Source organism: Streptococcus mitis, assembly GCF_047464965.1.
GTDB lineage: Bacteria > Bacillota > Bacilli > Lactobacillales > Streptococcaceae > Streptococcus > Streptococcus mitis_DU.
Genome location: NZ_JASHAT010000001.1, coordinates 1 through 20,874, shown reverse-complemented (window position 1 = coordinate 20,874; position 20,874 = coordinate 1). Strand labels below are relative to the sequence as shown.

Annotated in this window: 20 protein-coding genes, 2 tRNA genes and 1 rRNA gene; 18 read left to right on the top strand and 5 right to left on the bottom strand. The window is 35.3% G+C overall.

Annotated elements, in window-relative coordinates; translation table 11 throughout:
* Nucleotides 1-24 precede the first annotated feature (24 nt).
* The 5 genes from comE to rlmH form a co-directional block, all read right to left on the bottom strand.
* Nucleotides 25-777, bottom strand: a complete 753-nt coding sequence (comE, locus tag QM408_RS00115) for a competence system response regulator transcription factor ComE (protein ID WP_033682534.1) — start codon at nt 775-777, stop codon at nt 25-27.
* Complete coding sequence (gene comD / locus QM408_RS00110) at nt 774-2,099, bottom strand: competence system sensor histidine kinase ComD (protein ID WP_084947686.1); 1,326 nt, start codon at nt 2,097-2,099, stop codon at nt 774-776. Before comD ends, comE begins: the two co-directional genes overlap by 4 nt.
* Nucleotides 2,100-2,111: 12 nt before the next feature.
* Nucleotides 2,112-2,234, bottom strand: a complete 123-nt coding sequence (comC, locus tag QM408_RS00105) for a competence-stimulating peptide ComC (RefSeq protein WP_045612506.1) — start codon at nt 2,232-2,234, stop codon at nt 2,112-2,114.
* Nucleotides 2,235-2,398: 164 nt separating this feature from the next.
* A tRNA-Arg gene (locus QM408_RS00100) sits at nt 2,399-2,472 on the bottom strand.
* 43 nt (nt 2,473-2,515) lie between these two features.
* Complete coding sequence (gene rlmH / locus QM408_RS00095) at nt 2,516-2,995, bottom strand: 23S rRNA (pseudouridine(1915)-N(3))-methyltransferase RlmH (RefSeq protein WP_000695934.1); 480 nt, start codon at nt 2,993-2,995, stop codon at nt 2,516-2,518.
* A 183-nt stretch (nt 2,996-3,178) separates the two neighbouring features.
* Here rlmH and htrA point away from each other — a divergent pair, with 183 nt between their 5' ends.
* The 18 genes from htrA to QM408_RS00005 form a co-directional block, all read left to right on the top strand.
* On the top strand, nt 3,179-4,360 hold the full coding sequence (htrA, locus tag QM408_RS00090) for a serine protease HtrA (protein ID WP_414373171.1): 1,182 nt from the start codon (nt 3,179-3,181) through the stop codon (nt 4,358-4,360).
* Nucleotides 4,361-4,417: 57 nt separating this feature from the next.
* On the top strand, nt 4,418-5,176 hold the full coding sequence (locus QM408_RS00085) for a ParB/RepB/Spo0J family partition protein (protein WP_020902614.1): 759 nt from the start codon (nt 4,418-4,420) through the stop codon (nt 5,174-5,176).
* 212 nt (nt 5,177-5,388) lie between these two features.
* Nucleotides 5,389-6,750 carry a chromosomal replication initiator protein DnaA gene (dnaA, locus tag QM408_RS00080; protein WP_033684679.1) on the top strand — a complete coding sequence of 454 codons (1,362 nt, stop codon included), beginning with the start codon at nt 5,389-5,391 and terminating at the stop codon, nt 6,748-6,750.
* A gap of 158 nt (nt 6,751-6,908) precedes the next feature.
* Nucleotides 6,909-8,045: a DNA polymerase III subunit beta gene (dnaN, locus tag QM408_RS00075; RefSeq protein WP_000581174.1), complete on the top strand. Its 1,137-nt coding sequence runs from the start codon at nt 6,909-6,911 to the stop codon at nt 8,043-8,045.
* 64 nt (nt 8,046-8,109) lie between these two features.
* Complete coding sequence (locus QM408_RS00070; RefSeq protein WP_000285186.1) at nt 8,110-8,304, top strand: DUF951 domain-containing protein; 195 nt, start codon at nt 8,110-8,112, stop codon at nt 8,302-8,304.
* An 84-nt stretch (nt 8,305-8,388) separates the two neighbouring features.
* Complete coding sequence (gene ychF / locus QM408_RS00065; protein ID WP_001218713.1) at nt 8,389-9,504, top strand: redox-regulated ATPase YchF; 1,116 nt, start codon at nt 8,389-8,391, stop codon at nt 9,502-9,504.
* Between the two features lie 73 nt (nt 9,505-9,577).
* Nucleotides 9,578-10,147, top strand: a complete 570-nt coding sequence (pth, locus tag QM408_RS00060) for an aminoacyl-tRNA hydrolase (RefSeq protein WP_004255263.1) — start codon at nt 9,578-9,580, stop codon at nt 10,145-10,147.
* On the top strand, nt 10,148-13,651 hold the full coding sequence (mfd, locus tag QM408_RS00055; RefSeq protein ID WP_261150258.1) for a transcription-repair coupling factor: 3,504 nt from the start codon (nt 10,148-10,150) through the stop codon (nt 13,649-13,651). It abuts the gene before it with no gap.
* A 57-nt stretch (nt 13,652-13,708) separates the two neighbouring features.
* A complete protein-coding gene (locus QM408_RS00050; protein WP_049515630.1) occupies nt 13,709-13,975 on the top strand; it encodes an RNA-binding S4 domain-containing protein in 267 nt (88 codons plus the stop codon).
* The gene (locus QM408_RS00045; RefSeq protein ID WP_261048886.1) at nt 13,968-14,336 is read left to right on the top strand and encodes a septum formation initiator family protein; all 369 of its coding nucleotides are present in this window, start codon (nt 13,968-13,970) and stop codon (nt 14,334-14,336) included. Before QM408_RS00050 ends, QM408_RS00045 begins: the two co-directional genes overlap by 8 nt.
* Before the next feature lie 4 nt (nt 14,337-14,340).
* A complete protein-coding gene (locus QM408_RS00040) occupies nt 14,341-14,463 on the top strand; it encodes an SP_0009 family protein (protein ID WP_049501883.1) in 123 nt (40 codons plus the stop codon).
* Nucleotides 14,456-15,724: a serine hydrolase gene (locus QM408_RS00035; protein ID WP_261150261.1), complete on the top strand. Its 1,269-nt coding sequence runs from the start codon at nt 14,456-14,458 to the stop codon at nt 15,722-15,724. The genes QM408_RS00040 and QM408_RS00035 overlap by 8 nt, the downstream gene beginning before the upstream one ends.
* Nucleotides 15,721-16,998, top strand: a complete 1,278-nt coding sequence (gene tilS, locus QM408_RS00030) for a tRNA lysidine(34) synthetase TilS (protein WP_001209052.1) — start codon at nt 15,721-15,723, stop codon at nt 16,996-16,998. Before QM408_RS00035 ends, tilS begins: the two co-directional genes overlap by 4 nt.
* Nucleotides 16,999-17,002: 4 nt before the next feature.
* Entirely contained in the window at nt 17,003-17,545 is a 543-nt protein-coding gene (hpt, locus tag QM408_RS00025; protein WP_049501886.1) for a hypoxanthine phosphoribosyltransferase, read from the top strand.
* Nucleotides 17,546-17,560: 15 nt separating this feature from the next.
* Nucleotides 17,561-19,519, top strand: coding sequence for an ATP-dependent zinc metalloprotease FtsH (gene ftsH, locus QM408_RS00020; RefSeq protein WP_023948399.1), 1,959 nt, complete (start codon nt 17,561-17,563; stop codon nt 19,517-19,519).
* A gap of 120 nt (nt 19,520-19,639) precedes the next feature.
* Nucleotides 19,640-20,119, top strand: coding sequence for a sigma-70 RNA polymerase sigma factor region 4 domain-containing protein (locus QM408_RS00015; RefSeq protein WP_000471939.1), 480 nt, complete (start codon nt 19,640-19,642; stop codon nt 20,117-20,119).
* Nucleotides 20,120-20,211: 92 nt separating this feature from the next.
* Nucleotides 20,212-20,283, top strand: a tRNA-Glu gene (locus tag QM408_RS00010).
* Between the two features lie 242 nt (nt 20,284-20,525).
* A 16S ribosomal RNA gene (locus QM408_RS00005) occupies nt 20,526-20,874 on the top strand; the annotation flags it as partial.

Sequence of the window (20,874 nt, the reverse complement as noted above, 5' to 3'; positions counted from 1 at the left end):
TATCAATTTCTTACTAATTGTCAATCACTTTTGAGATTTTTTCTCTAAAATATCTTTTAACTTTCTAATTTTTAACCTTGAAATAGGACAGCGATGATCTTCATAGAAAACAACTTCTAGATTCTTTCGGTCAATTTCTCTGATATTGCCTATATTTACCAAAAATGACTTATGGGGAGAATAAAATCGCTGAGTATGTTTGTCCTTTTCCTGAATATCTGTCATGGTACCGTAAAACTCTTTGGCAAAATTCTTACCAATAATGCGTAATTTATGAGAGACACCTGTCGTTTCAATATACAGAATGTCATGGTAAGGAATTTTTAAATCATTTCCCTTGTAATTGTAGTCAAAATAATCTACCACATCTTCATTTTCAAGTAACATACTCTTCGTGTAGAAGATATTTTGCTCAATTCTCTTCTTAAATAACTCATCATTGATATCCTTATCAACAAAATCTAGGGCTGATACCTGGTATTTATATGTTAGAGTCGCAAACTCTGATCGACTGGTGATAAAGACGATAATAGCGTAAGGATTGTGATGACGAATAAACTGTGCAACTTCAAACCCTTTTTTCTCAATTCCATGAATATCAATATCTAGGAAGTAAAGCTGGTTTACTTCGTCGTTTTCGATATATTCCTTAAACTCACGGACTTTTCCTGTTGTCTTGTATGATATTGGAATATTCGATTCTTTCGAAATTTCATCCAATATTCTCTCTAGTCTCACTTGATGTTCAATAACATCTTCTAAAATTAAAACTTTCATTCAAATTCCCTCTTAAATCTAATGATTTGTCTAAATGTACTGCCTTCCATCTCTGTTTCTAAAATAATATTATTGTACTTATCTAATAATTCTTTCACATTATTTAATCCTACTCCGCGATTTCTTCCCTTAGTAGAGAATCCTAAAGCAAATAGATCTCCAGAAGGAGTCATCGTCATTTTACATGAATTCTGAATCACAATCACTGTTTCAGTTTCCATCTTAATAACTGCTACTTCCATCTGCTTTTTATAACTATCAGCTGATCCTTCGACAGCATTGTTCAATAAAACGCTCATAATACGAACTAAATCCAGCAGGTCTATTGGAAGCTTGGTAATCGTATCTTTTACTTCCAGTGTAAACTCTACACCATTATTTCGAGCATAGACAATTGACTGAGCAACCAAACTTCGTAAAGCTGAATCTTCTATGTTGTTCAAGTCAAAGTAAGTATACTTATCTGAACGCAGTTTGTGATTTGCTTTGACCAAAACTTCATTGTAAACTCTGTCAATTTCCTGTAAATTACCACTGTCAATTGCCATCTGCATGCTGACAAGCATCCCAGCATAATCATGTCGAAACCCACGGATTTCATTATACAGTCCAACAATTTCATCTGTGTAATTCTGTAAATGTTTCTGTTCAAATTTCTTCTGCTTCAAAGCAATCTCTTTTTCCATTTGTTCTTTATGCGAATTCATTGCAAAGAAGGTCAAAAGGAGAGAAATAAAGACAATAGATGATAAAATACTTCCAAAACTATTCAAATGTTTAATCGTACTTACCATATTTGAAACGAAAGATACAATATGGAGCAGTAGTAAGGCAAAAAATACTTTTTTCAAGAAAGGATAAAGGTAGTCCTTGTCAAAATAGGCTAGTTCCAAATGGAAATAATGAATGATTTTTAAGACAACAAAATAGGTCAACGTTGAGATTGCTAAAAAGAATAGGCCATAATATTGTAAAACAAAATTGTCTCCTGTTATAGAGGAGAACGTTACGGACAGAAAGTTATGAGTGCTCTCATATAAAAGAGATAGTAGTAAACTTAGGAATAGTCCTCTATCCCTCTCATACTGTTTGATCCATCGAAAATAGGAATATAATCCCAAAGGAAATAAAAATGTTACAATTCCTAACCCATCTAAAGATAGAAAATAGAAGGGAAGTTCAAGTACTGCTTCTACTAGTAATGTATAAGCACCAAAAACGTATAGTTCCTTTGCTTTTATTTGACCTTTACAAATTAAATGGTAACTGTGACTAAGAATTAGAAAATATAATATAAAATCCACTACTAGGAAAAAATCCATTCTGCTACTCCTTTATCTTCTTCTAAATAAATTAAATAAAGCACCATCTGGTTTCCTCATCTCCCCACCTTGAATCTTTTGCAAGTCTTTTTCCTTCAAGGCTACAAACTGTTCCAATTTAACTGTGTTTTTCATAATAAAATCTCCTCAAATGTTTTTTCTTGTAAGCTAACTTACAAAAACTATTATACAAAATGGAATTTCGTTTTAGATAAAATTCTCTCAACTGTCATTTTTTTATCCCCAAGTGTACTTTTTTAAGAAAAAAGCCGGGAAAATTCCCAGCTTTGCTACTATATTGATCCCAGCAGGATTCGAACCTGCGACCGTTCGCTTAGAAGGCGAATGCTCTATCCAGCTGAGCTATGAGACCTAATACATCTATTCTACCAAAAATTCAATCGAAAGTCAATTTTCTATTTATGATAGGGCGAGCCCTGCTGTATTGTAAAAGCTCGATAGATTTGTTCAACAAGGACTAGTCTCATTAACTGATGGGGCAAGGTTAAGCGACCAAAACTAACAGAAAGATTGGCTCTCTTTTTTACATCCTGTGCTAGTCCCAGACTCCCTCCAATAATAAAAGTAAGAGTAGAAAATCCTTTTATAGAAGCTTCTTCTAATTGCTTACTAAATTCTTCTGAGGAGAAAGTTTTCCCTTCAATGGCTAACACAATAACAAAATCACGGTCACCAACTTTTGATAAAATTCTCTGACCTTCTATTTCTAAAATCTTTTGATTTTCTGATTCACTGGCCTTATCTGGTGTTTTTTCATCTGCTAGCTCTATCATTTCAAGCTTAGCAAATCGAGAAATTCGTTTTGAATACTCTGCAATACCATCTTTTAAATACTTTTCTTTCAGTTTCCCAACTGTTACAACTTTAATTTTCATGATTCTATTCTAACATATTCTCTATTTTTTCACATCTTATTCACAAAATAAAAGGTTAATTTTAGCCGAGAAAATCACAGATTTTTAAAAGTTATCCACAATCTGTGAAAAACTTTTGTGTTTAAGTTATAATTAAGCTAGTCAGTTTATACTTTCAGTAATTTCAAATAAATGGAGGCAAATATGAAACATCTAAAAACATTTTACAAAAAATGGTTTCAATTATTAGTCGTTATCGTCATTAGCTTTATTAGTGGAGCCTTGGGTAGTTTTTCAATAACTCAACTAACTCAAAAAAGTGGTGTAAGTACCTCTAACAACAATAGTACTATTACACAGACTGCATATAAGAACGAAAATTCAACAACACAGGCTGTTAACAAAGTAAAAGATGCTGTTGTTTCTGTTATTACTTATTCGGCAAACAGACAAAATAGCGTATTTGGCAATGATGATGCTGACACAGATTCTCAACAAATCTCTAGTGAAGGATCTGGGGTTATTTATAAAAAGAATGATAAAGAAGCTTATATTGTCACTAATAATCACGTTATAAATGGCGCCAGCAAAGTAGATATTCGTTTATCAGATGGAACTAAAGTACCCGGAGAAATTGTCGGAGCGGACACTTTCTCTGATATTGCTGTCGTCAAAATCTCTTCAGAAAAAGTGACAACAGTAGCTGAATTTGGTGATTCTAGTAAGCTAACCGTAGGAGAAACTGCTATTGCCATTGGTAGCCCATTGGGTTCTGAATATGCAAATACTGTCACTCAGGGTATTGTATCTAGTCTTAATCGAAATGTATCTTTAAAATCTGAAGATGGACAAGCCATTTCTACAAAAGCCATTCAAACTGATACTGCTATTAACCCAGGTAACTCTGGTGGCCCACTAATCAATATTCAAGGACAGGTTATCGGAATTACTTCAAGTAAAATTGCAACAAATGGAGGAACATCTGTAGAAGGTCTTGGTTTTGCAATCCCTGCAAATGATGCTATCAATATTATTGAACAGTTAGAAAAGAACGGAAAAGTGACTCGTCCAGCTTTGGGAATTCAAATGGTCAATCTCTCAAATATTAATACAAGTGATCTTAGAAGACTGAATATTCCAAGCAATGTAACATCTGGTGTAGTTGTTCGTTCTGTGCAAAGTAATATGCCTGCCAATGGTCACCTTGAAAAATACGATGTTATTACAAAAGTAGATGACAAAGACATTGCTTCATCAACAGACTTACAAAGTGCTCTTTACAATCATTCTATCGGAGATACCATTAAAATAACTTACTATCGTAACGGTAAAGAAGAAACTACATCTATTAAACTTGACAAGAGTTCAGGTGATTTAGAATCTTAATTGACATCTATGTAAAGAAAGCTTTACATAAGATAAAAGATGTGTTAGTGTAGAATCATGGAAAAATTTGAAATGATTTCTATCACAGATATACAGAAAAATCCCTATCAACCTCGAAAAGAATTTGATGGAGAAAAACTACATGAACTAGCACAGTCTATCAAAGAAAATGGGGTCATTCAACCGATTATTGTTCGTCAATCTCCTGTTATTGGTTATGAAATCCTTGCAGGAGAGAGACGCTATCGGGCTTCACTTTTAGCTGGTCTAAGGTATATCCCAGCTGTTGTTAAGCAGCTTTCAGATCAAGAGATGATGATCCAATCTATCATTGAAAATTTACAGAGAGAAAATTTAAATCCAATAGAAGAAGCACGCGCCTATGAATCTCTTGTAGAGAAAGGATTTACCCATGCTGAAATTGCAGATAAAATGGGCAAGTCTCGTCCTTATATCAGCAACTCTATTCGCTTGCTGTCCTTGCCAGAACAGATCCTTTCAGAAGTAGAAAATGGCCAACTATCACAAGCCCATGCGCGTTCGCTAGTTGGGTTGAATAAGGAACAACAAGACTATTTCTTTCAACGAATTATAGAAGAAGACATTTCTGTAAGGAAGTTAGAAGCTCTTCTGACAGAGAAAAAACAAAAGAAACTGCAAAAAAATGATTATTTCATACAAAATGAAGAAGAACAGTTAAAAAAAATACTCGGATTAGATGTAGAAATCAAACTGTCTAAAAAAGATAGTGGAAAAATCATTATTGCTTTCTCAAACCAAGAAGAATACAGTAGAATTATCAACAGCCTGAAATAAGGCTGTTCTTTTATTTTTTTATCTCACAAGGTTATCCACTATTTTTTCAAAAAAAAAGCTTCATAAATCAATAGTTTCTGATTTTATCCCCAACCTGTGGATAAAACTTGATAACATTGTGGATTATTTTTCACAGCTTGTGGAAAATTCTTGCTATCTATGGTAAAATAAATCTAGCATTAAACTTTTAAATAGTAAAGGAGGAGAAAGGATTGAAAGAAAAACAATTTTGGAATCGTATATTAGAATTTGCACAAGAAAGACTAACTCGATCCATGTATGATTTCTATGCTATTCAAGCTGAACTCATCAAGGTAGAGGAAAATGTTGCCACTATATTTTTACCACGATCTGAAATGGAAATGGTCTGGGAAAAACAACTAAAAGATATCATTGTAGTAGCTGGTTTTGAGATTTATGATGCTGAAATAACTCCCCACTATATTTTCACAAAACCTCAAGATACGACTATATCACAAGTTGAGGAAGCTACAAATTCAACTCTTTATGACTATAGTTCAAAGTTAGCATCTATTCCCTATTCAGATACTGGATTAAAAGAAAAGTATACCTTTGATAATTTTATCCAAGGGGATGGAAATGTTTGGGCAGTATCAGCCGCTTTGGCTGTCTCTGAAGATTTGGCCTTGACCTATAATCCTCTTTTTATCTATGGAGGACCTGGGCTTGGTAAGACTCACTTACTCAATGCCATTGGGAATGAGATTTTGAAAAATATTCCTGATGCGCGTGTGAAGTACATTCCTGCTGAAAGCTTTATAAACGACTTTCTTGAACATCTGAGACTGGGTGAAATGGATAAGTTCAAAAAAACCTACCGTAGCCTCGATCTCTTGTTAATTGATGATATTCAATCGCTGAGTGGAAAAAAAGTTGCAACTCAGGAAGAATTTTTCAATACTTTCAATGTTCTCCATAACAATCAAAAACAAATTGTTCTGACTAGTGATCGTAGCCCTAAACACTTAGAGGGCCTTGAAGAAAGACTTGTCACGCGCTTTAGCTGGGGCTTGACGCAAAATATCACACCACCTGACTTTGAGACACGTATTGCCATTTTACAAAGCAAAACAGAGAATTTAGACTACCATTTCCAAAGTGATACCCTAGAATACCTAGCTGGTCAATTTGATTCAAACGTCCGAGAACTTGAAGGAGCAATAAACGACATCACTTTAATTGCCAGAGTGAAGAAGATTAAGGATATCACTATCGATATCGCTGCAGAAGCTATTAGAGCTCGAAAACAAGATGTTAGCCAAATCCTCGTCATTCCAATTGATAAAATCCAAACTGAAGTAGGGAACTTCTATGGTGTTAGTGTCAAAGAAATGAAGGGAAGCAGACGCCTTCAAAATATTGTTTTGGCCCGTCAAGTAGCCATGTATTTATCTAGAGAATTAACAGATAATAGTCTTCCAAAAATTGGGAAGGAATTTGGTGGAAAAGATCACACAACAGTCATACATGCCCATGCCAAAATTAAATCTTTGATTGATGAAGACGATAATTTACGTTTAGAAATTGAATCCATCAAAAAGAAAATTAAATAACTTGTGGATAACTTTTACTTTATTATCTTTTTTATCCACATTTTTTAAACAAGCCAAAAAACTTGATATGACTTGTTTAAAGTCTGTTTTCCACAGATTTCACAGACCCTATTATTACTATTATCCTTCTAATACTAAAAATAAATAAAGGAGAATCCATGATTCATTTTTCAATTAATAAAAATTTATTTCTACAAGCCTTAAATACTACTAAGAGAGCTATTAGCTCTAAAAATGCCATTCCTATTTTATCAACCGTAAAAATTGACGTAACCAATGAAGGTGTTACTTTAATTGGTTCAAATGGTCAAATTTCAATTGAAAATTTTATTTCTCAAAAAAATGAAGATGCTGGTTTGTTAATTACTTCTTTAGGTTCGATCCTTCTTGAAGCTTCTTTCTTCATCAATGTTGTATCTAGTCTACCTGATGTGACTCTTGATTTTAAAGAAATTGAACAAAATCAAATTGTTTTAACCAGCGGTAAATCAGAAATTACCCTAAAAGGAAAAGATAGTGAACAATATCCACGAATCCAAGAAATTTCAGCAAGCACTCCTTTGGTTCTTGAAACAAAATTACTCAAGAAAATTATCAATGAAACAGCTTTTGCTGCAAGTACACAAGAAAGTCGTCCAATTTTAACAGGTGTTCATTTTGTATTGAGCCAACACAAAGAGTTAAAAACAGTTGCAACAGACTCTCATCGTCTAAGCCAGAAAAAATTGACTCTTGAAAAAAATAGTGATGATTTTGATGTCGTGATTCCTAGCCGTTCTCTACGCGAATTTTCAGCAGTATTTACAGACGATATTGAAACTGTAGAGATTTTCTTTGCCAACAATCAAATCCTCTTTAGAAGCGAAAATATTAGCTTCTATACTCGTTTGTTAGAAGGTAACTATCCTGATACAGATCGCTTGATTCCGACAGACTTTAACACTACTATTACTTTTGATGTGGTAAACTTACGTCAGTCAATGGAGCGTGCTCGCCTTTTATCAAGTGCGACTCAAAATGGTACTGTGAAGCTTGAAATTAAAGGTGGTATTGTTAGCGCCCATGTTCATTCTCCAGAAGTTGGTAAAGTAAACGAAGAAATCGATACTGATCAGGTGACTGGTGAAGATTTGACTATTAGTTTCAACCCAACTTACTTGATTGATTCTCTTAAGGCTTTAAATAGCGAAAAGGTGACCATTAGCTTTATCTCAGCTGTTCGTCCATTTACTCTTGTGCCAGCAGACACTGATGAAGACTTCATGCAGCTCATTACACCAGTTCGTACAAATTAAGTGAAAGAGGTTGAGCCTGGCTCGCCTCTTTTATGATATAATCGAAAAAGAAAAGGAGAGTAGTATGTATCAAGTTGGAAATTTTGTTGAAATGAAAAAACCACATGCTTGCACCATCAAGTCAACAGGTAAAAAGGCCAATCGTTGGGAAATTACACGTGTAGGAGCAGATATCAAAATTAAATGTAGCAATTGTGACCATGTTGTCATGATGGGGCGCTATGATTTTGATCGAAAAATGAATAAAATTATTGACTGAAACCCCTCAGTTAGAGGGTTAGCAAGTTTTCCCTTTTTGTGTTATAATATTAGGGATTGAAATAAAAACGGAGAATGAGAAAATATGGCTTTAACAGCAGGTATCGTTGGTTTGCCAAACGTTGGTAAATCAACACTATTTAATGCAATTACAAAAGCAGGAGCAGAGGCTGCAAACTATCCATTTGCGACGATTGATCCAAACGTTGGAATGGTTGAGGTTCCAGATGAACGCCTACAAAAATTGACTGAAATGATCACTCCTAAAAAGACAGTTCCAACAACATTTGAATTTACAGATATCGCAGGAATTGTAAAAGGAGCTTCAAAAGGAGAAGGGCTAGGGAATAAATTCTTGGCTAATATCCGTGAAGTAGACGCGATTGTTCACGTAGTTCGTGCTTTTGATGATGAAAATGTGATGCGCGAGCAAGGACGTGAAGACGCCTTTGTAGATCCACTTGCAGATATTGATACTATTAACCTGGAGTTGATTCTTGCTGACTTAGAATCAGTTAATAAGCGTTATGCGCGTGTAGAAAAGATGGCACGTACGCAAAAAGATAAAGAATCAGTAGCTGAGTTTAATGTTCTTCAAAAGATTAAACCAGTCCTAGAAGATGGAAAATCAGCTCGAACTATTGAATTTACAGATGAAGAACAAAAAGTTGTCAAAGGTCTCTTCCTTTTGACGACTAAACCAGTGCTCTATGTTGCCAATGTGGATGAGGATGTTGTTTCAGAACCTGACTCTATCGACTATGTTAAACAAATTCGTGAATTCGCAGCGACAGAAAATGCTGAAGTAGTCGTTATTTCTGCGCGTGCTGAGGAAGAAATTTCTGAGTTAGACGAAGAAGATAAGCAAGAGTTTCTTGAAGCACTTGGTTTGACAGAGTCAGGCGTTGACAAGTTGACTCGTGCAGCTTACCACTTACTTGGATTGGGAACTTACTTCACAGCTGGTGAAAAAGAAGTTCGCGCTTGGACCTTTAAACGTGGTATGAAGGCTCCTCAAGCAGCTGGTATTATCCACTCAGACTTTGAAAAAGGATTTATTCGTGCAGTAACTATGTCATATGAGGATCTAGTGAAATACGGATCTGAAAAGGCTGTAAAAGAAGCTGGACGCTTGCGTGAAGAAGGAAAAGAATATATTGTTCAAGATGGCGATATTATGGAATTCCGCTTTAATGTCTAAAAAAAATTAATGAATAGTGTCAATTAGGTTGGAAAAAAATTCCAACCCTTTTGGCTTTTGAAAGGAAAAATAAATGACCAAATTACTTGTAGGATTAGGAAATCCAGGAGATAAATATTTTGAGACCAAACACAATGTTGGATTTATGTTGATTGACCAACTAGCGAAGAAACAGAATGTCACTTTTACACACGATAAGATATTTCAAGCTGACCTAGCATCCTTTTTCCTAAATGGAGAAAAAATTTATCTTGTCAAACCAACGACATTTATGAATGAAAGTGGAAAAGCGGTTCATGCTTTATTAACTTATTATGGTTTGGATATTGAAGATTTACTCATCATTTACGATGACCTTGACATGGAAGTTGGAAAGATTCGCTTAAGAGCAAAGGGATCCGCAGGTGGTCATAATGGTATCAAGTCTATTATTCAACATATTGGAACCCAGACATTTAATCGTGTTAAGATTGGAATCGGAAGACCTAAAAATGGAATGTCAGTTGTTAACCATGTTTTGAGTAAGTTTGACAAGGATGATTATATTGGTATTTTACAGTCTATTGACAAAGTTGACGATTCTGTAAACTACTATTTACAAGAGAAAAACTTTGAAAAAACGATGCAGAGGTATAACGGATAAATGGTGGCCTTATTAGATTTATTCTCAGAAAATGATCAGATAAAAAAATGGCATCAAAAACTGACAGATAAGAAAAGACAATTAATGTTAGGATTGTCAACTTCTACAAAAGCTTTAGCAATTGCTAGTAGTTTGAGACAGGAAGATAAGATTGTGTTATTGACGTCAACTTATGGAGGAGCAGAAGGACTTGTTAGTGATCTTATATCTGTCTTGGGTGAGGAACTTATCTATCCATTTTTGGTAGATGACTCCCCTATGGTCGAGTTTTTGATGTCTTCACAAGAAAAAATCATTTCACGGGTTGAAGCCTTGCGTTTTTTGACTGATTCATCTAAGAAAGGGATTTTAGTTTGTAATATCGCAGCAAGTCGATTGATTTTACCGTCTCCCAATATATTTAAAGATAGTATTGTAAAAATAACAGTTGGTGAAGAATATGACCAACACGCACTTATCCATCAGTTAAAAGAGATAGGCTATCGAAAAGTTACACAAGTACAAACTCAGGGAGAGTTTAGTATACGAGGAGATATTTTAGATATTTTTGAAATATCCCAGTTAGAACCTTGCCGAATTGAGTTTTTTGGTGATGAAATTGATGGTATTAGGTTATTTGAAGTCGAAACACAATTATCGAAAGAAAATCAGACAGAACTCACTATCTTTCCAGCTAGTGATATGCTTTTGAGAGAAAAGGATTATCAACGAGGACAGTCAGCTTTAGAAAAACAAATTTCAAAAACGTTATCACCGATTTTGAAATCCTATCTAGAAGAAATTCTTTCAAGTTTTCACCAAAAACAAATACATTCAGATTCACGGAAGTTTTTATCTTTGTGCTATGAAAAGACATGGACTGTCTTTGACTATATTGAAAAAGATACCCCAGTATTCTTTGATGATTATCAGAAATTGATGAATCAGTATGAAGTCTTTGAAAGGGAGTTAGCACAATACTTTACAGAAGAATTACAGAACAGTAAAGCATTTTCTGAGATGCAGTATTTTGCAGATACAGAGCAAATCTATAAAAAGCAGAGTCCGGTTACCTTTTTCTCTAATCTGCAAAAGGGGTTAGGCAATCTCAAGTTTGACCAAATTTATCAATTTAATCAATATCCTATGCAGGAGTTTTTCAATCAATTTTCTTTTCTAAAAGAAGAAATTGAGCGATACAAAAAAATGGATTATACTATTATCCTGCAGTCTAGCAATTCAATGGGAAGTAAAACATTGGAGGATGTTTTAGAGGAATACCAGATTAAATTGGATTCTAGAGATAAGTCAAGTGTTTGTAAAGAATCTGTAAACTTAATTGAGGGTAATCTCAGACATGGTTTTCATTTTGTAGATGAAAAGGTTTTATTGATAACTGAACATGAGATTTTTCAAAAGAAATTGAAACGTCGTTTTCGAAGACAACATGTTTCAAACGCAGAGAGATTAAAAGATTACAATGAACTTGAAAAAGGAGATTACGTTGTTCACCATATCCATGGAATTGGTCAATATCTAGGGATTGAAACAATTGAAATCAAAGGGATTCACCGTGATTATGTCAGTGTTCAATACCAAAACGGGGATCAAATCTCTATCCCAGTGGAACAGATTCATCTACTTTCCAAATACGTTTCAAGTGACGGTAAAGCTCCTAAACTCAATAAATTAAATGACGGTCATTTCAAAAAAGCCAAGCAAAAAGTTAAGAACCAGGTAGAGGATATAGCTGACGATTTAATCAAACTTTATTCTGAGCGCAGCCAGTTGAAGGGTTTTGCTTTCTCAGCTGATGATGAGGATCAACATGCTTTTGATGATGCCTTCCCTTATGTTGAAACGGATGATCAACTTCGTAGTGTTGAGGAAATCAAGAGAGATATGCAGGCTTCTCAACCAATGGATCGACTTTTAGTTGGGGATGTTGGTTTTGGAAAGACTGAAGTTGCTATGCGTGCAGCCTTTAAGGCAGTCAATGATCACAAACAGGTTGTCGTTCTAGTTCCGACGACGGTTTTAGCGCAACAGCACTATACGAATTTTAAGGAACGATTCCAAAATTTTGCAGTTAATATTGATGTGTTGAGTCGCTTTAGAAGTAAAAAAGAGCAGACTGAAACACTTGAAAAATTGAAAAAGGGTCAAGTTGATATTCTGATTGGAACACATCGTGTTTTGTCAAAAGATGTTGTGTTTGCTGATTTGGGCTTAATGATTATTGATGAGGAGCAGCGATTTGGTGTCAAGCATAAGGAAACCTTGAAAGAACTGAAAAAACAAGTAGATGTTCTGACCTTGACAGCAACGCCAATTCCTCGTACCCTTCACATGTCTATGCTGGGAATCAGAGATTTGTCTGTTATTGAAACTCCGCCGACTAATCGTTATCCTGTTCAGACCTATGTTTTGGAAAAGAATGATAGTGTGATTCGTGATGCTGTCTTACGTGAAATGGACCGTGGAGGTCAAGTTTACTATCTTTACAATAAAGTTGACACAATTGATCAGAAGGTTTCAGAATTACAGGAGTTGATTCCAGAGGCTTCAATTGGGTATGTTCATGGGCAAATGAGTGAGATTCAGTTAGAAAATACTCTACTAGATTTCATTGAAGGTCAGTATGATATCTTGGTGACAACTACCATTATTGAGACAGGGGTGGACATTCCAAATGCCAATACCTTATTTATTGAAAATGCGGACCATATGGGCTTGTCAACCTTGTATCAGTTAAGAGGAAGGGTCGGTCGTAGTAATCGTATTGCTTATGCCTATCTTATGTATCGTCCAGAAAAATCAATCAGTGAAGTCTCTGAAAAGAGATTAGAAGCAATCAAAGGATTTACAGAATTGGGCTCCGGATTTAAGATTGCGATGCGAGATCTTTCGATTCGTGGAGCAGGAAATCTCCTAGGAAAATCCCAGTCTGGTTTCATTGATTCTGTTGGTTTTGAATTGTATTCGCAGTTATTAGAGGAAGCTATTGCTAAACGAAACGGGAATACTAACACAAGAACCAGAGGGAATGCCGAATTGATTTTACAAATTGATGCTTATCTTCCTGATACTTATATTTCTGACCAACGACATAAGATTGAAATTTATAAAAAAATTCGTCAAATTGACAATCGTGTCAATTATGAAGAGTTACAAGAAGAGCTGATGGACCGCTTTGGAGAATACCCAGATGTGGTAGCCTATCTTTTAGAGATTGGTTTGGTCAAGTCATATTTGGACAAGGTCTTTGTAGAACGTGTGGAAAGAAAAGAAAATAAGATTATAGTTCAATTTGAAAAAGTCACTCAGCGACTGTTCTTGGCTCAAGATTATTTTAAAGCTTTATCCGCAACGAACTTAAAAGCAGCCATAGCTGAGAATAAAGGATTAATGGAAGTAGTATTCGATGTTCGAAACAAGAAGGACTATGAAATTTTAGAAGGTCTGCTGATTTTTGGAGAAAGTTTATTAGAGATAAAAGAGTTGAAAGATGGCAATTCCCTATAACATTTTTCTTCTATAAAAGAGATAAAAATGGTACAATAATAATTTGAGGTAATAAAAATGAGATTAGACAAATATTTAAAAGTATCACGAATTATCAAGCGTCGTACAGTCGCAAAGGAAGTAGCAGATAAAGGTAGAATAAAGGTAAATGGAATTTTGGCTAAAAGTTCAACAGATTTGAAAGTTGATGACCAAGTTGAAATTCGTTTTGGCAATAAGTTGCTACTTGTAAAAGTACTGGAGATGAAAGATAGTACAAAAAAAGAAGATGCAGCAGGCATGTATGAAATTATCAGTGAAACACGGGTAGAAGAAGATGTCTAAGAATATTGTACAATTGAATAATTCTTTTATTCAAAACGAGCACCAACGTCGTCGCTATCTGATGAAGGAACGACAAAAACGGAATCGTTTCATGGGTTGGGTTCTGATTTTGATGATTTTATTGTTCATTTTACCAACTTATAATCTTGCTCAAAGCTATCACCAATTACTCCAAAGACGTCAACAATTATCAGACTTGCAAACTCAGTATCAAACCTTGAGTGATGAAAAGGAGAAGGAGACAGCTTTTGCTACAAAGTTGAAAGATGAAGATTACGCCGCTAAATATATGCGTGCAAAATATTATTATTCTAAGAATCGGGAAGCTGTTTACACGATTCCTGACTTGCTTCCAAGGTGATAAAATGGAAAATTTATTAGATGTAATAGAGCAATTTTTGAGTCTATCGGATGAAAAGCTGGAAGAGTTAGTTGATAAAAATCAATTATTGCGTTTACAAGAAGAAAAGGAAAGGAAGAATGCGTAAGTTCTTAATTATTTTGTTGCTACCTAGTTTTTTGACCATTTCAAAAGTTGTTAGCACAGAAAAAGAAGTAGTCTATACTTCGAAAGAAATTTATTACCTTTCACAATCTGACTTTGGTATTTATTTTAGAGAAAAGCTAAGTTCTCCTATGGTTTATGGAGAAGTTCCTGTTTATGCGAATGAAGATTTAGTTGTAGAATCTGGAAAATTAACTCCAAAAACAAGTTTCCAAATAACTGAGTGGCGTTTAAATAAACAAGGAATTCCAGTGTTTAAGTTATCCAACAATCAATTTATAGCTGCGGACAAACGATTTTTATACGATCAGTCAGAGGTAACCCCAACAATAAAAAAAGTATGGTTAGAATCTGATTTTAAATTGTATAACAGTCCTTATGATTTAAAAGAAGTGAAATCATCCTTATCAGCTTATTCGCAGGTATCACTCGACAAGACAATGTTTGTAGAAGGAAGAGAATTTTTACATATTGATCAGGCTGGATGGGTAGATAAAGAATCAACTTCTGAAGAAGATAATCGGATGGGTAAAGTCCAAGAAATGTTATCGGAAAAATATCAAAAAGATTCTTTCTCGATTTATGTTAAGCAACTGACTACTGGAAAAGAAGCTGGTATTAATCAAGATGAAAAGATGTATGCGGCTAGTGTTTTAAAACTCCCTTATCTCTACTATACGCAAGAAAAAATAAATGAGGGTCTGTATCAGTTAGATACGACTGTAAAATACGTATCAGCAGTTAATGATTTTCCAGGTTCTTATAAACCAGAGGGAAGTGGTAGTCTTCCTAAAAAAGAAGATAATAAAGAATATTCTCTAAAAGATTTAATTACGAAAGTATCAAAAGAATCGGATAATGTAGCTCATAATCTATTGGGATATTACATTTCAAACCAATCTGATGCCACATTCAAATCCAAGATGTCTGCTATTATGGGAGATGATTGGGATTCCAAAGAAAAATTGATTTCTTCTAAGATGGCTGGGAAGGTTATGGAGGCAATTTATAATCAAAATGGATTTGTATTGGAGTCTTTGACTAAAACAGATTTTGATAATGAGAGAATTGCCAAAGGTGTTTCTGTTAAAGTAGCTCATAAAATTGGAGATGCGGATGAATTTAAGCATGATACAGGTGTTGTCTATGCAGATTCTCCATTTATTCTTTCTATTTTCACTAAAAATTCTGATTATGATACGATTTCTAAGATAGCCAAAGATGTTTATGAGGTTCTAAAATGAGGGAACAAGATTTTTTAAATCATTTTCTCAAGAAGGGATATTTCAAAAAGCATGCTAAGGTGGTTCTAGCTCTTTCTGGTGGATTAGATTCTATGTTTCTATTTAAGGTGTTATCTACGTATCAAAAAGAGTTAGAAATTGAATTGATTCTAGCTCATGTGAATCATAAGCAGAGAGTAGAATCAGATTGGGAAGAACAGGAATTAAGGAAGTTAGCTGCTGAAGCAGAGCTTCCTATTTATATCAGCAATTTTTCAGGAGAATTTTCAGAAGCGCGTGCACGAAATTTTCGTTATGATTTTTTTCAAGAGGTCATGAAAAAGACAGGTGCGACAGCCTTAGTCACTGCCCACCATGCTGATGATCAGGTGGAAACGATTTTGATGCGCTTGATTCGAGGAACTCGTTTGCGCTATCTATCAGGAATTAAGGAGAAGCAAGTAGTCGGAGAGATAGAAATCATTCGTCCCTTCTTGCATTTTCAGAAAAAAGACTTCCTATCAATTTTTCATTTTGAAGATACATCAAATAAGGAAAATCATTATTTTCGCAATCGTATTCGAAACTCATACTTACCAGAATTAGAAAAAGAAAATCCTAGATTTAGAGATGCAATCTTAAGTATCGGTAATGAAATTTTAGATTATGACTTAGCTATAGCTGAATTATCAAAAAATATTGATGTAGAAAATTTATATCAGCTATTGTCTTACTCTGAGTCGACACAAAGAGTTTTACTTCAAACTTATCTGAATCATTTTCCAGATTTGAATCTTACAAAAGCTCAGTTTGAAGAAGTTAGACAAATTTTAAAAACTAAAAGCCAGTATCGTCATCCGCTTAAAAATGGTTATGAATTAGTAAAAGAGTATCAACAGTTTCGGATTTGTAAAATCAGTCCTCAGTCTGATGAAAAGGAAGATGAACTTGTGTTACACTATCAAAATCAGGTATCTTATCAAGGATATTTATTTTCCTTTGGACTTCCTTTAGATGGTGAATTAATTCAGCAGGTACCTGTTTCACGGGAAACATCAGTACACATTCGTCATCGGAAAACAGGAGATTTTTTGATTCAAAATGGGCATAGAAAAAAACTCAGACGTCTATTTATTGATTTGAAAATCCCTATGGAAAAGCGAAAATCAGCTCTGATTATTGAGCAATTTGGTGAAATTGTCTCAATTTTGGGAATTGCGACCAGTAATTTGAGTAAAAACACGAAAAATGATATAATGAACACTGTACTTTATATAGAAAAAATAGATAGGTAAAAAAATGTTAGAAAACGATATTAAAAAAATCCTCGTTTCACACGATGAAATTACAGAAGCTGCTAAAAAATTAGGTGCTCAATTAACTAAAGACTATGCAGGAAAAAATCCAATCTTAGTTGGGATTTTAAAAGGATCTATTCCTTTTATGGCTGAATTAGTCAAACATATCGACACACATATTGAAATGGACTTCATGATGGTTTCTAGCTATCATGGTGGAACAGCAAGTAGCGGTGTCATCAATATCAAGCAAGATGTAACTCAAGACATCAAAGGAAGACATGTTTTATTTGTAGAAGATATCATTGATACAGGTCAAACTTTGAAGAATTTGCGAGATATGTTTATTGCAAGAGAAGCAGCTTCTGTTCACATTGCAACCTTGTTGGATAAACCAGAAGGACGTATTGTAGAAATTGAGGCTGACTATACCTGCTTTACTATTCCAAATGAGTTTGTAGTAGGTTATGGGTTAGACTACAAAGAAAATTATCGTAACCTTCCTTATGTTGGAGTATTGAAAGAAGAAGTATATTCAAATTAGAAAGAACAATTTTTAATGAAAAAACAAAATAATGGTTTAATTAAAAATCCTTTTCTATGGTTATTACTTATTTTTCTCCTAGTTACAGGTTACCAGTATTTTAGTACAGGTAGTGTTGCAGGGAAAAGTGAGCAGATTAATTATACAGAATTGGTAAAAGAAATTACCGATGACAATGTAAAAGAATTGACTTACCAACCAAATGGTAGTGTTATCGAAGTTTCGGGTGTCTATAAAAATCCTAAAACAAGTAAAGAAGAAACAGGAATTCAGTTCTTTTCTCCTTCTGCCATAACAGTAGAGAAATTTTCAAGTATTATTCTTCCTTCAGATACTACAGTATCCGAATTGCAAAAACTTGCTTCTGACCATAAAGCGGAAGTAACTGTTAAGCATGAAAGTTCAAGTGGTATGTGGATTAATATTCTTGTATCCATTGTGCCATTCGGTATTCTTTTCTTCTTCCTATTCTCTATGATGGGAAATATGGGAGGAAATAATAGTCGTAACCCAATGAGTTTTGGACGTAGCAAGGCCAAAGCTGCAAATAAAGAAGATATTAAAGTCAGATTTTCAGATGTTGCTGGAGCTGAGGAAGAAAAACAAGAATTAGTTGAAGTCGTTGAATTCTTAAAAGATCCAAAACGATTTACAAAACTTGGAGCCCGTATTCCAGCAGGTGTTCTTTTGGAGGGACCTCCGGGAACAGGTAAAACTTTGCTTGCTAAGGCAGTAGCCGGAGAAGCTGGTGTTCCATTCTTTAGTATCTCAGGTTCTGACTTTGTAGAAATGTTTGTCGGAGTTGGAGCTAGTCGTGTTCGTTCTCTTTTTGAAGATGCCAAAAAAGCAGCACCAGCTATCATCTTTATCGATGAAATTGATGCTGTTGGTCGTCAACGTGGAGTCGGTCTCGGCGGAGGAAATGACGAACGTGAACAAACCTTGAACCAACTTTTGATTGAGATGGATGGTTTTGAGGGAAATGAAGGGATTATTGTCATCGCTGCGACAAACCGTTCCGATGTACTTGACCCTGCTCTCTTGCGTCCAGGACGTTTTGATAGAAAAGTATTGGTTGGCCGTCCTGATGTTAAGGGTCGAGAAGCAATCTTGAAAGTGCACGCTAAAAATAAACCTTTGGCAGACGATGTTGATTTGAAATTAGTGGCCCAACAAACCCCAGGTTTTGTTGGAGCAGATTTAGAGAATGTCTTGAATGAAGCTGCTCTAGTTGCTGCTCGTCGCAATAAATCGATAATTGATGCTTCAGATATTGATGAAGCAGAAGACAGAGTTATTGCTGGTCCTTCTAAGAAAGATAAGACAGTTTCACAAAAAGAACGTGAATTGGTTGCCTACCATGAGGCTGGACATACAATTGTTGGCCTAGTCTTATCGAATGCCCGTGTTGTTCATAAGGTTACAATTGTACCAAGAGGTCGTGCAGGTGGTTACATGATTGCACTTCCTAAGGAAGATCAAATGCTTCTATCTAAAGAAGATATGAAAGAGCAATTGGCTGGCTTGATGGGTGGACGTGTAGCTGAAGAAATTATCTTTAACGTCCAAACTACAGGAGCTTCAAACGACTTTGAACAAGCGACACAAATGGCGCGTGCAATGGTTACAGAGTACGGGATGAGTGAAAAACTTGGTCCAGTTCAATATGAAGGAAATCATGCCATGTTTGGTGCACAAAGTCCTCAAAAATCAATTTCAGAACAAACAGCTTATGAAATTGACGAAGAGGTTCGTTCATTATTGAATGAAGCACGAAATAAAGCTGCTGAAATTATTCAGTCAAATCGTGAAACTCACAAGTTGATTGCAGAAGCACTATTGAAATACGAAACATTGGATAGTACACAAATTAAATCTCTTTATGAAACAGGAAAGATGCCTGAAACAGTAGAAGAGGAATCTCATGCACTATCTTATGATGAAGTAAAGTCAAAAATGAATGATGAAAAATAACCCAAAGAGAGGCACTGCCTCTCTTTTTTGTGCAGTTGAGGAGGTAAAGGGTGCAGAATGGGTGAAATGGGAGAAAAGTGTTTCTGAATCTGTTAGACTGTATCTAGAAAGGGGAACGTTATGTTTAAAGAATTATATGAAGAAGTCCAGGGGATTGTATATAAGTGTAGAAATGAATATCATCTCCATTTATGGGAGCTATCAGATTGGGACCAAGAGGGAATGATTTGCTTACATGAATTGATTAGTAGAGAAGAAGGAATAGTAGAAGATATCCCACGCTTACGTAAATACTTCAAAACTAAATTCCGTAATCGGATCCTAGACTATATCCGTAAGCAGGAAAGCCAGAAGCGTAGATATGATAAAGAACCCTATGAAGAAGTAGGTGAGATTAGTCATCGTATCAGTGAGGGAGGTATGTGGCTAGATGAGTATTATCTCTTTCATGAGACACTAAGAGATTATAGAAACAAACAAAGTAAAGACAAACAAGAAGAGTTAGAACGCGTCTTAAGACATGAACGCTTCCGAGGGCGTCAAAGAGTATTGAGAGACTTACGTATTGTGTTTAAGGAGTTTGATATCCGTACTCATTAGGGAGTCATACAAAAAAACATAAAAAGTTTAAAAAAGTTGTTGACAAGTCAGAAAAAGTCTGTATAATAGTAAGAGTTGAAAATAACAGCTCAGGTCCGTTGGTCAAGGGGTTAAGACACCGCCTTTTCACGGCGGTAACACGGGTTCGAATCCCGTACGGACTATGGTATGTTGCGGTTGAGGCACTTGATGAAAAAAGATTAAAAAAGTTTCAAAAAAGTGTTGACAAGCGAAAGCGACTGTGATATACTAATATAGTTGTCACTTGAGAGAAGCAAGTGACAAAGACCTTTGAAAACTGAACAAGACGAACCAATGTGCAGGGCACTACAACTAAGGTTGTAGTACTGAACAATGAAAAAAACAATAAATCTGTCAGTGACAGAAATGAGTGAGAACTCAAACTTTTAATGAGAGTTTGATCCTGGCTCAGGACGAACGCTGGCGGCGTGCCTAATACATGCAAGTAGAACGCTGAAGGAGGAGCTTGCTTCTCCGGATGAGTTGCGAACGGGTGAGTAACGCGTAGGTAACCTGCCTGGTAGCGGGGGATAACTATTGGAAACGATAGCTAATACCGCATAAGAGTAGATGTTGCATGACATTTGCTTAAAAGGTGCAATTGCATCACTACCAGATGGACCTGCGTTGTATTAGCTAGTTGGTGGGGTAACGGCTCACCAAGGCGACGATACATAGCCGACCTGAGAGGGTGATCGGCCACACTGGGACTGAGACACGGCCCAGACTCCTAC

What these genes read in the sequence shown, in the direction of transcription:
- comE (WP_033682534.1), bottom strand. Translation starts at nt 777, where the DNA reads ATGAAAGTTTTAATTTTAGAAGATGTTATTGAACATCAAGTGAGACTA.
- comD (WP_084947686.1), bottom strand. Translation starts at nt 2,099, where the DNA reads ATGGATTTTTTCCTAGTAGTGGATTTTATATTATATTTTCTAATTCTT.
- comC (WP_045612506.1), bottom strand. Translation starts at nt 2,234, where the DNA reads ATGAAAAACACAGTTAAATTGGAACAGTTTGTAGCCTTGAAGGAAAAA.
- rlmH (WP_000695934.1), bottom strand. Translation starts at nt 2,995, where the DNA reads ATGAAAATTAAAGTTGTAACAGTTGGGAAACTGAAAGAAAAGTATTTA.
- htrA (WP_414373171.1), top strand. Translation starts at nt 3,179, where the DNA reads ATGAAACATCTAAAAACATTTTACAAAAAATGGTTTCAATTATTAGTC.
- QM408_RS00085 (WP_020902614.1), top strand. Translation starts at nt 4,418, where the DNA reads ATGGAAAAATTTGAAATGATTTCTATCACAGATATACAGAAAAATCCC.
- dnaN (WP_000581174.1), top strand. Translation starts at nt 6,909, where the DNA reads ATGATTCATTTTTCAATTAATAAAAATTTATTTCTACAAGCCTTAAAT.
- QM408_RS00070 (WP_000285186.1), top strand. Translation starts at nt 8,110, where the DNA reads ATGTATCAAGTTGGAAATTTTGTTGAAATGAAAAAACCACATGCTTGC.
- ychF (WP_001218713.1), top strand. Translation starts at nt 8,389, where the DNA reads ATGGCTTTAACAGCAGGTATCGTTGGTTTGCCAAACGTTGGTAAATCA.
- pth (WP_004255263.1), top strand. Translation starts at nt 9,578, where the DNA reads ATGACCAAATTACTTGTAGGATTAGGAAATCCAGGAGATAAATATTTT.
- mfd (WP_261150258.1), top strand. Translation starts at nt 10,148, where the DNA reads ATGGTGGCCTTATTAGATTTATTCTCAGAAAATGATCAGATAAAAAAA.
- QM408_RS00050 (WP_049515630.1), top strand. Translation starts at nt 13,709, where the DNA reads ATGAGATTAGACAAATATTTAAAAGTATCACGAATTATCAAGCGTCGT.
- QM408_RS00045 (WP_261048886.1), top strand. Translation starts at nt 13,968, where the DNA reads ATGTCTAAGAATATTGTACAATTGAATAATTCTTTTATTCAAAACGAG.
- QM408_RS00040 (WP_049501883.1), top strand. Translation starts at nt 14,341, where the DNA reads ATGGAAAATTTATTAGATGTAATAGAGCAATTTTTGAGTCTATCGGAT.
- QM408_RS00035 (WP_261150261.1), top strand. Translation starts at nt 14,456, where the DNA reads ATGCGTAAGTTCTTAATTATTTTGTTGCTACCTAGTTTTTTGACCATT.
- tilS (WP_001209052.1), top strand. Translation starts at nt 15,721, where the DNA reads ATGAGGGAACAAGATTTTTTAAATCATTTTCTCAAGAAGGGATATTTC.
- hpt (WP_049501886.1), top strand. Translation starts at nt 17,003, where the DNA reads ATGTTAGAAAACGATATTAAAAAAATCCTCGTTTCACACGATGAAATT.
- ftsH (WP_023948399.1), top strand. Translation starts at nt 17,561, where the DNA reads ATGAAAAAACAAAATAATGGTTTAATTAAAAATCCTTTTCTATGGTTA.
- QM408_RS00015 (WP_000471939.1), top strand. Translation starts at nt 19,640, where the DNA reads ATGTTTAAAGAATTATATGAAGAAGTCCAGGGGATTGTATATAAGTGT.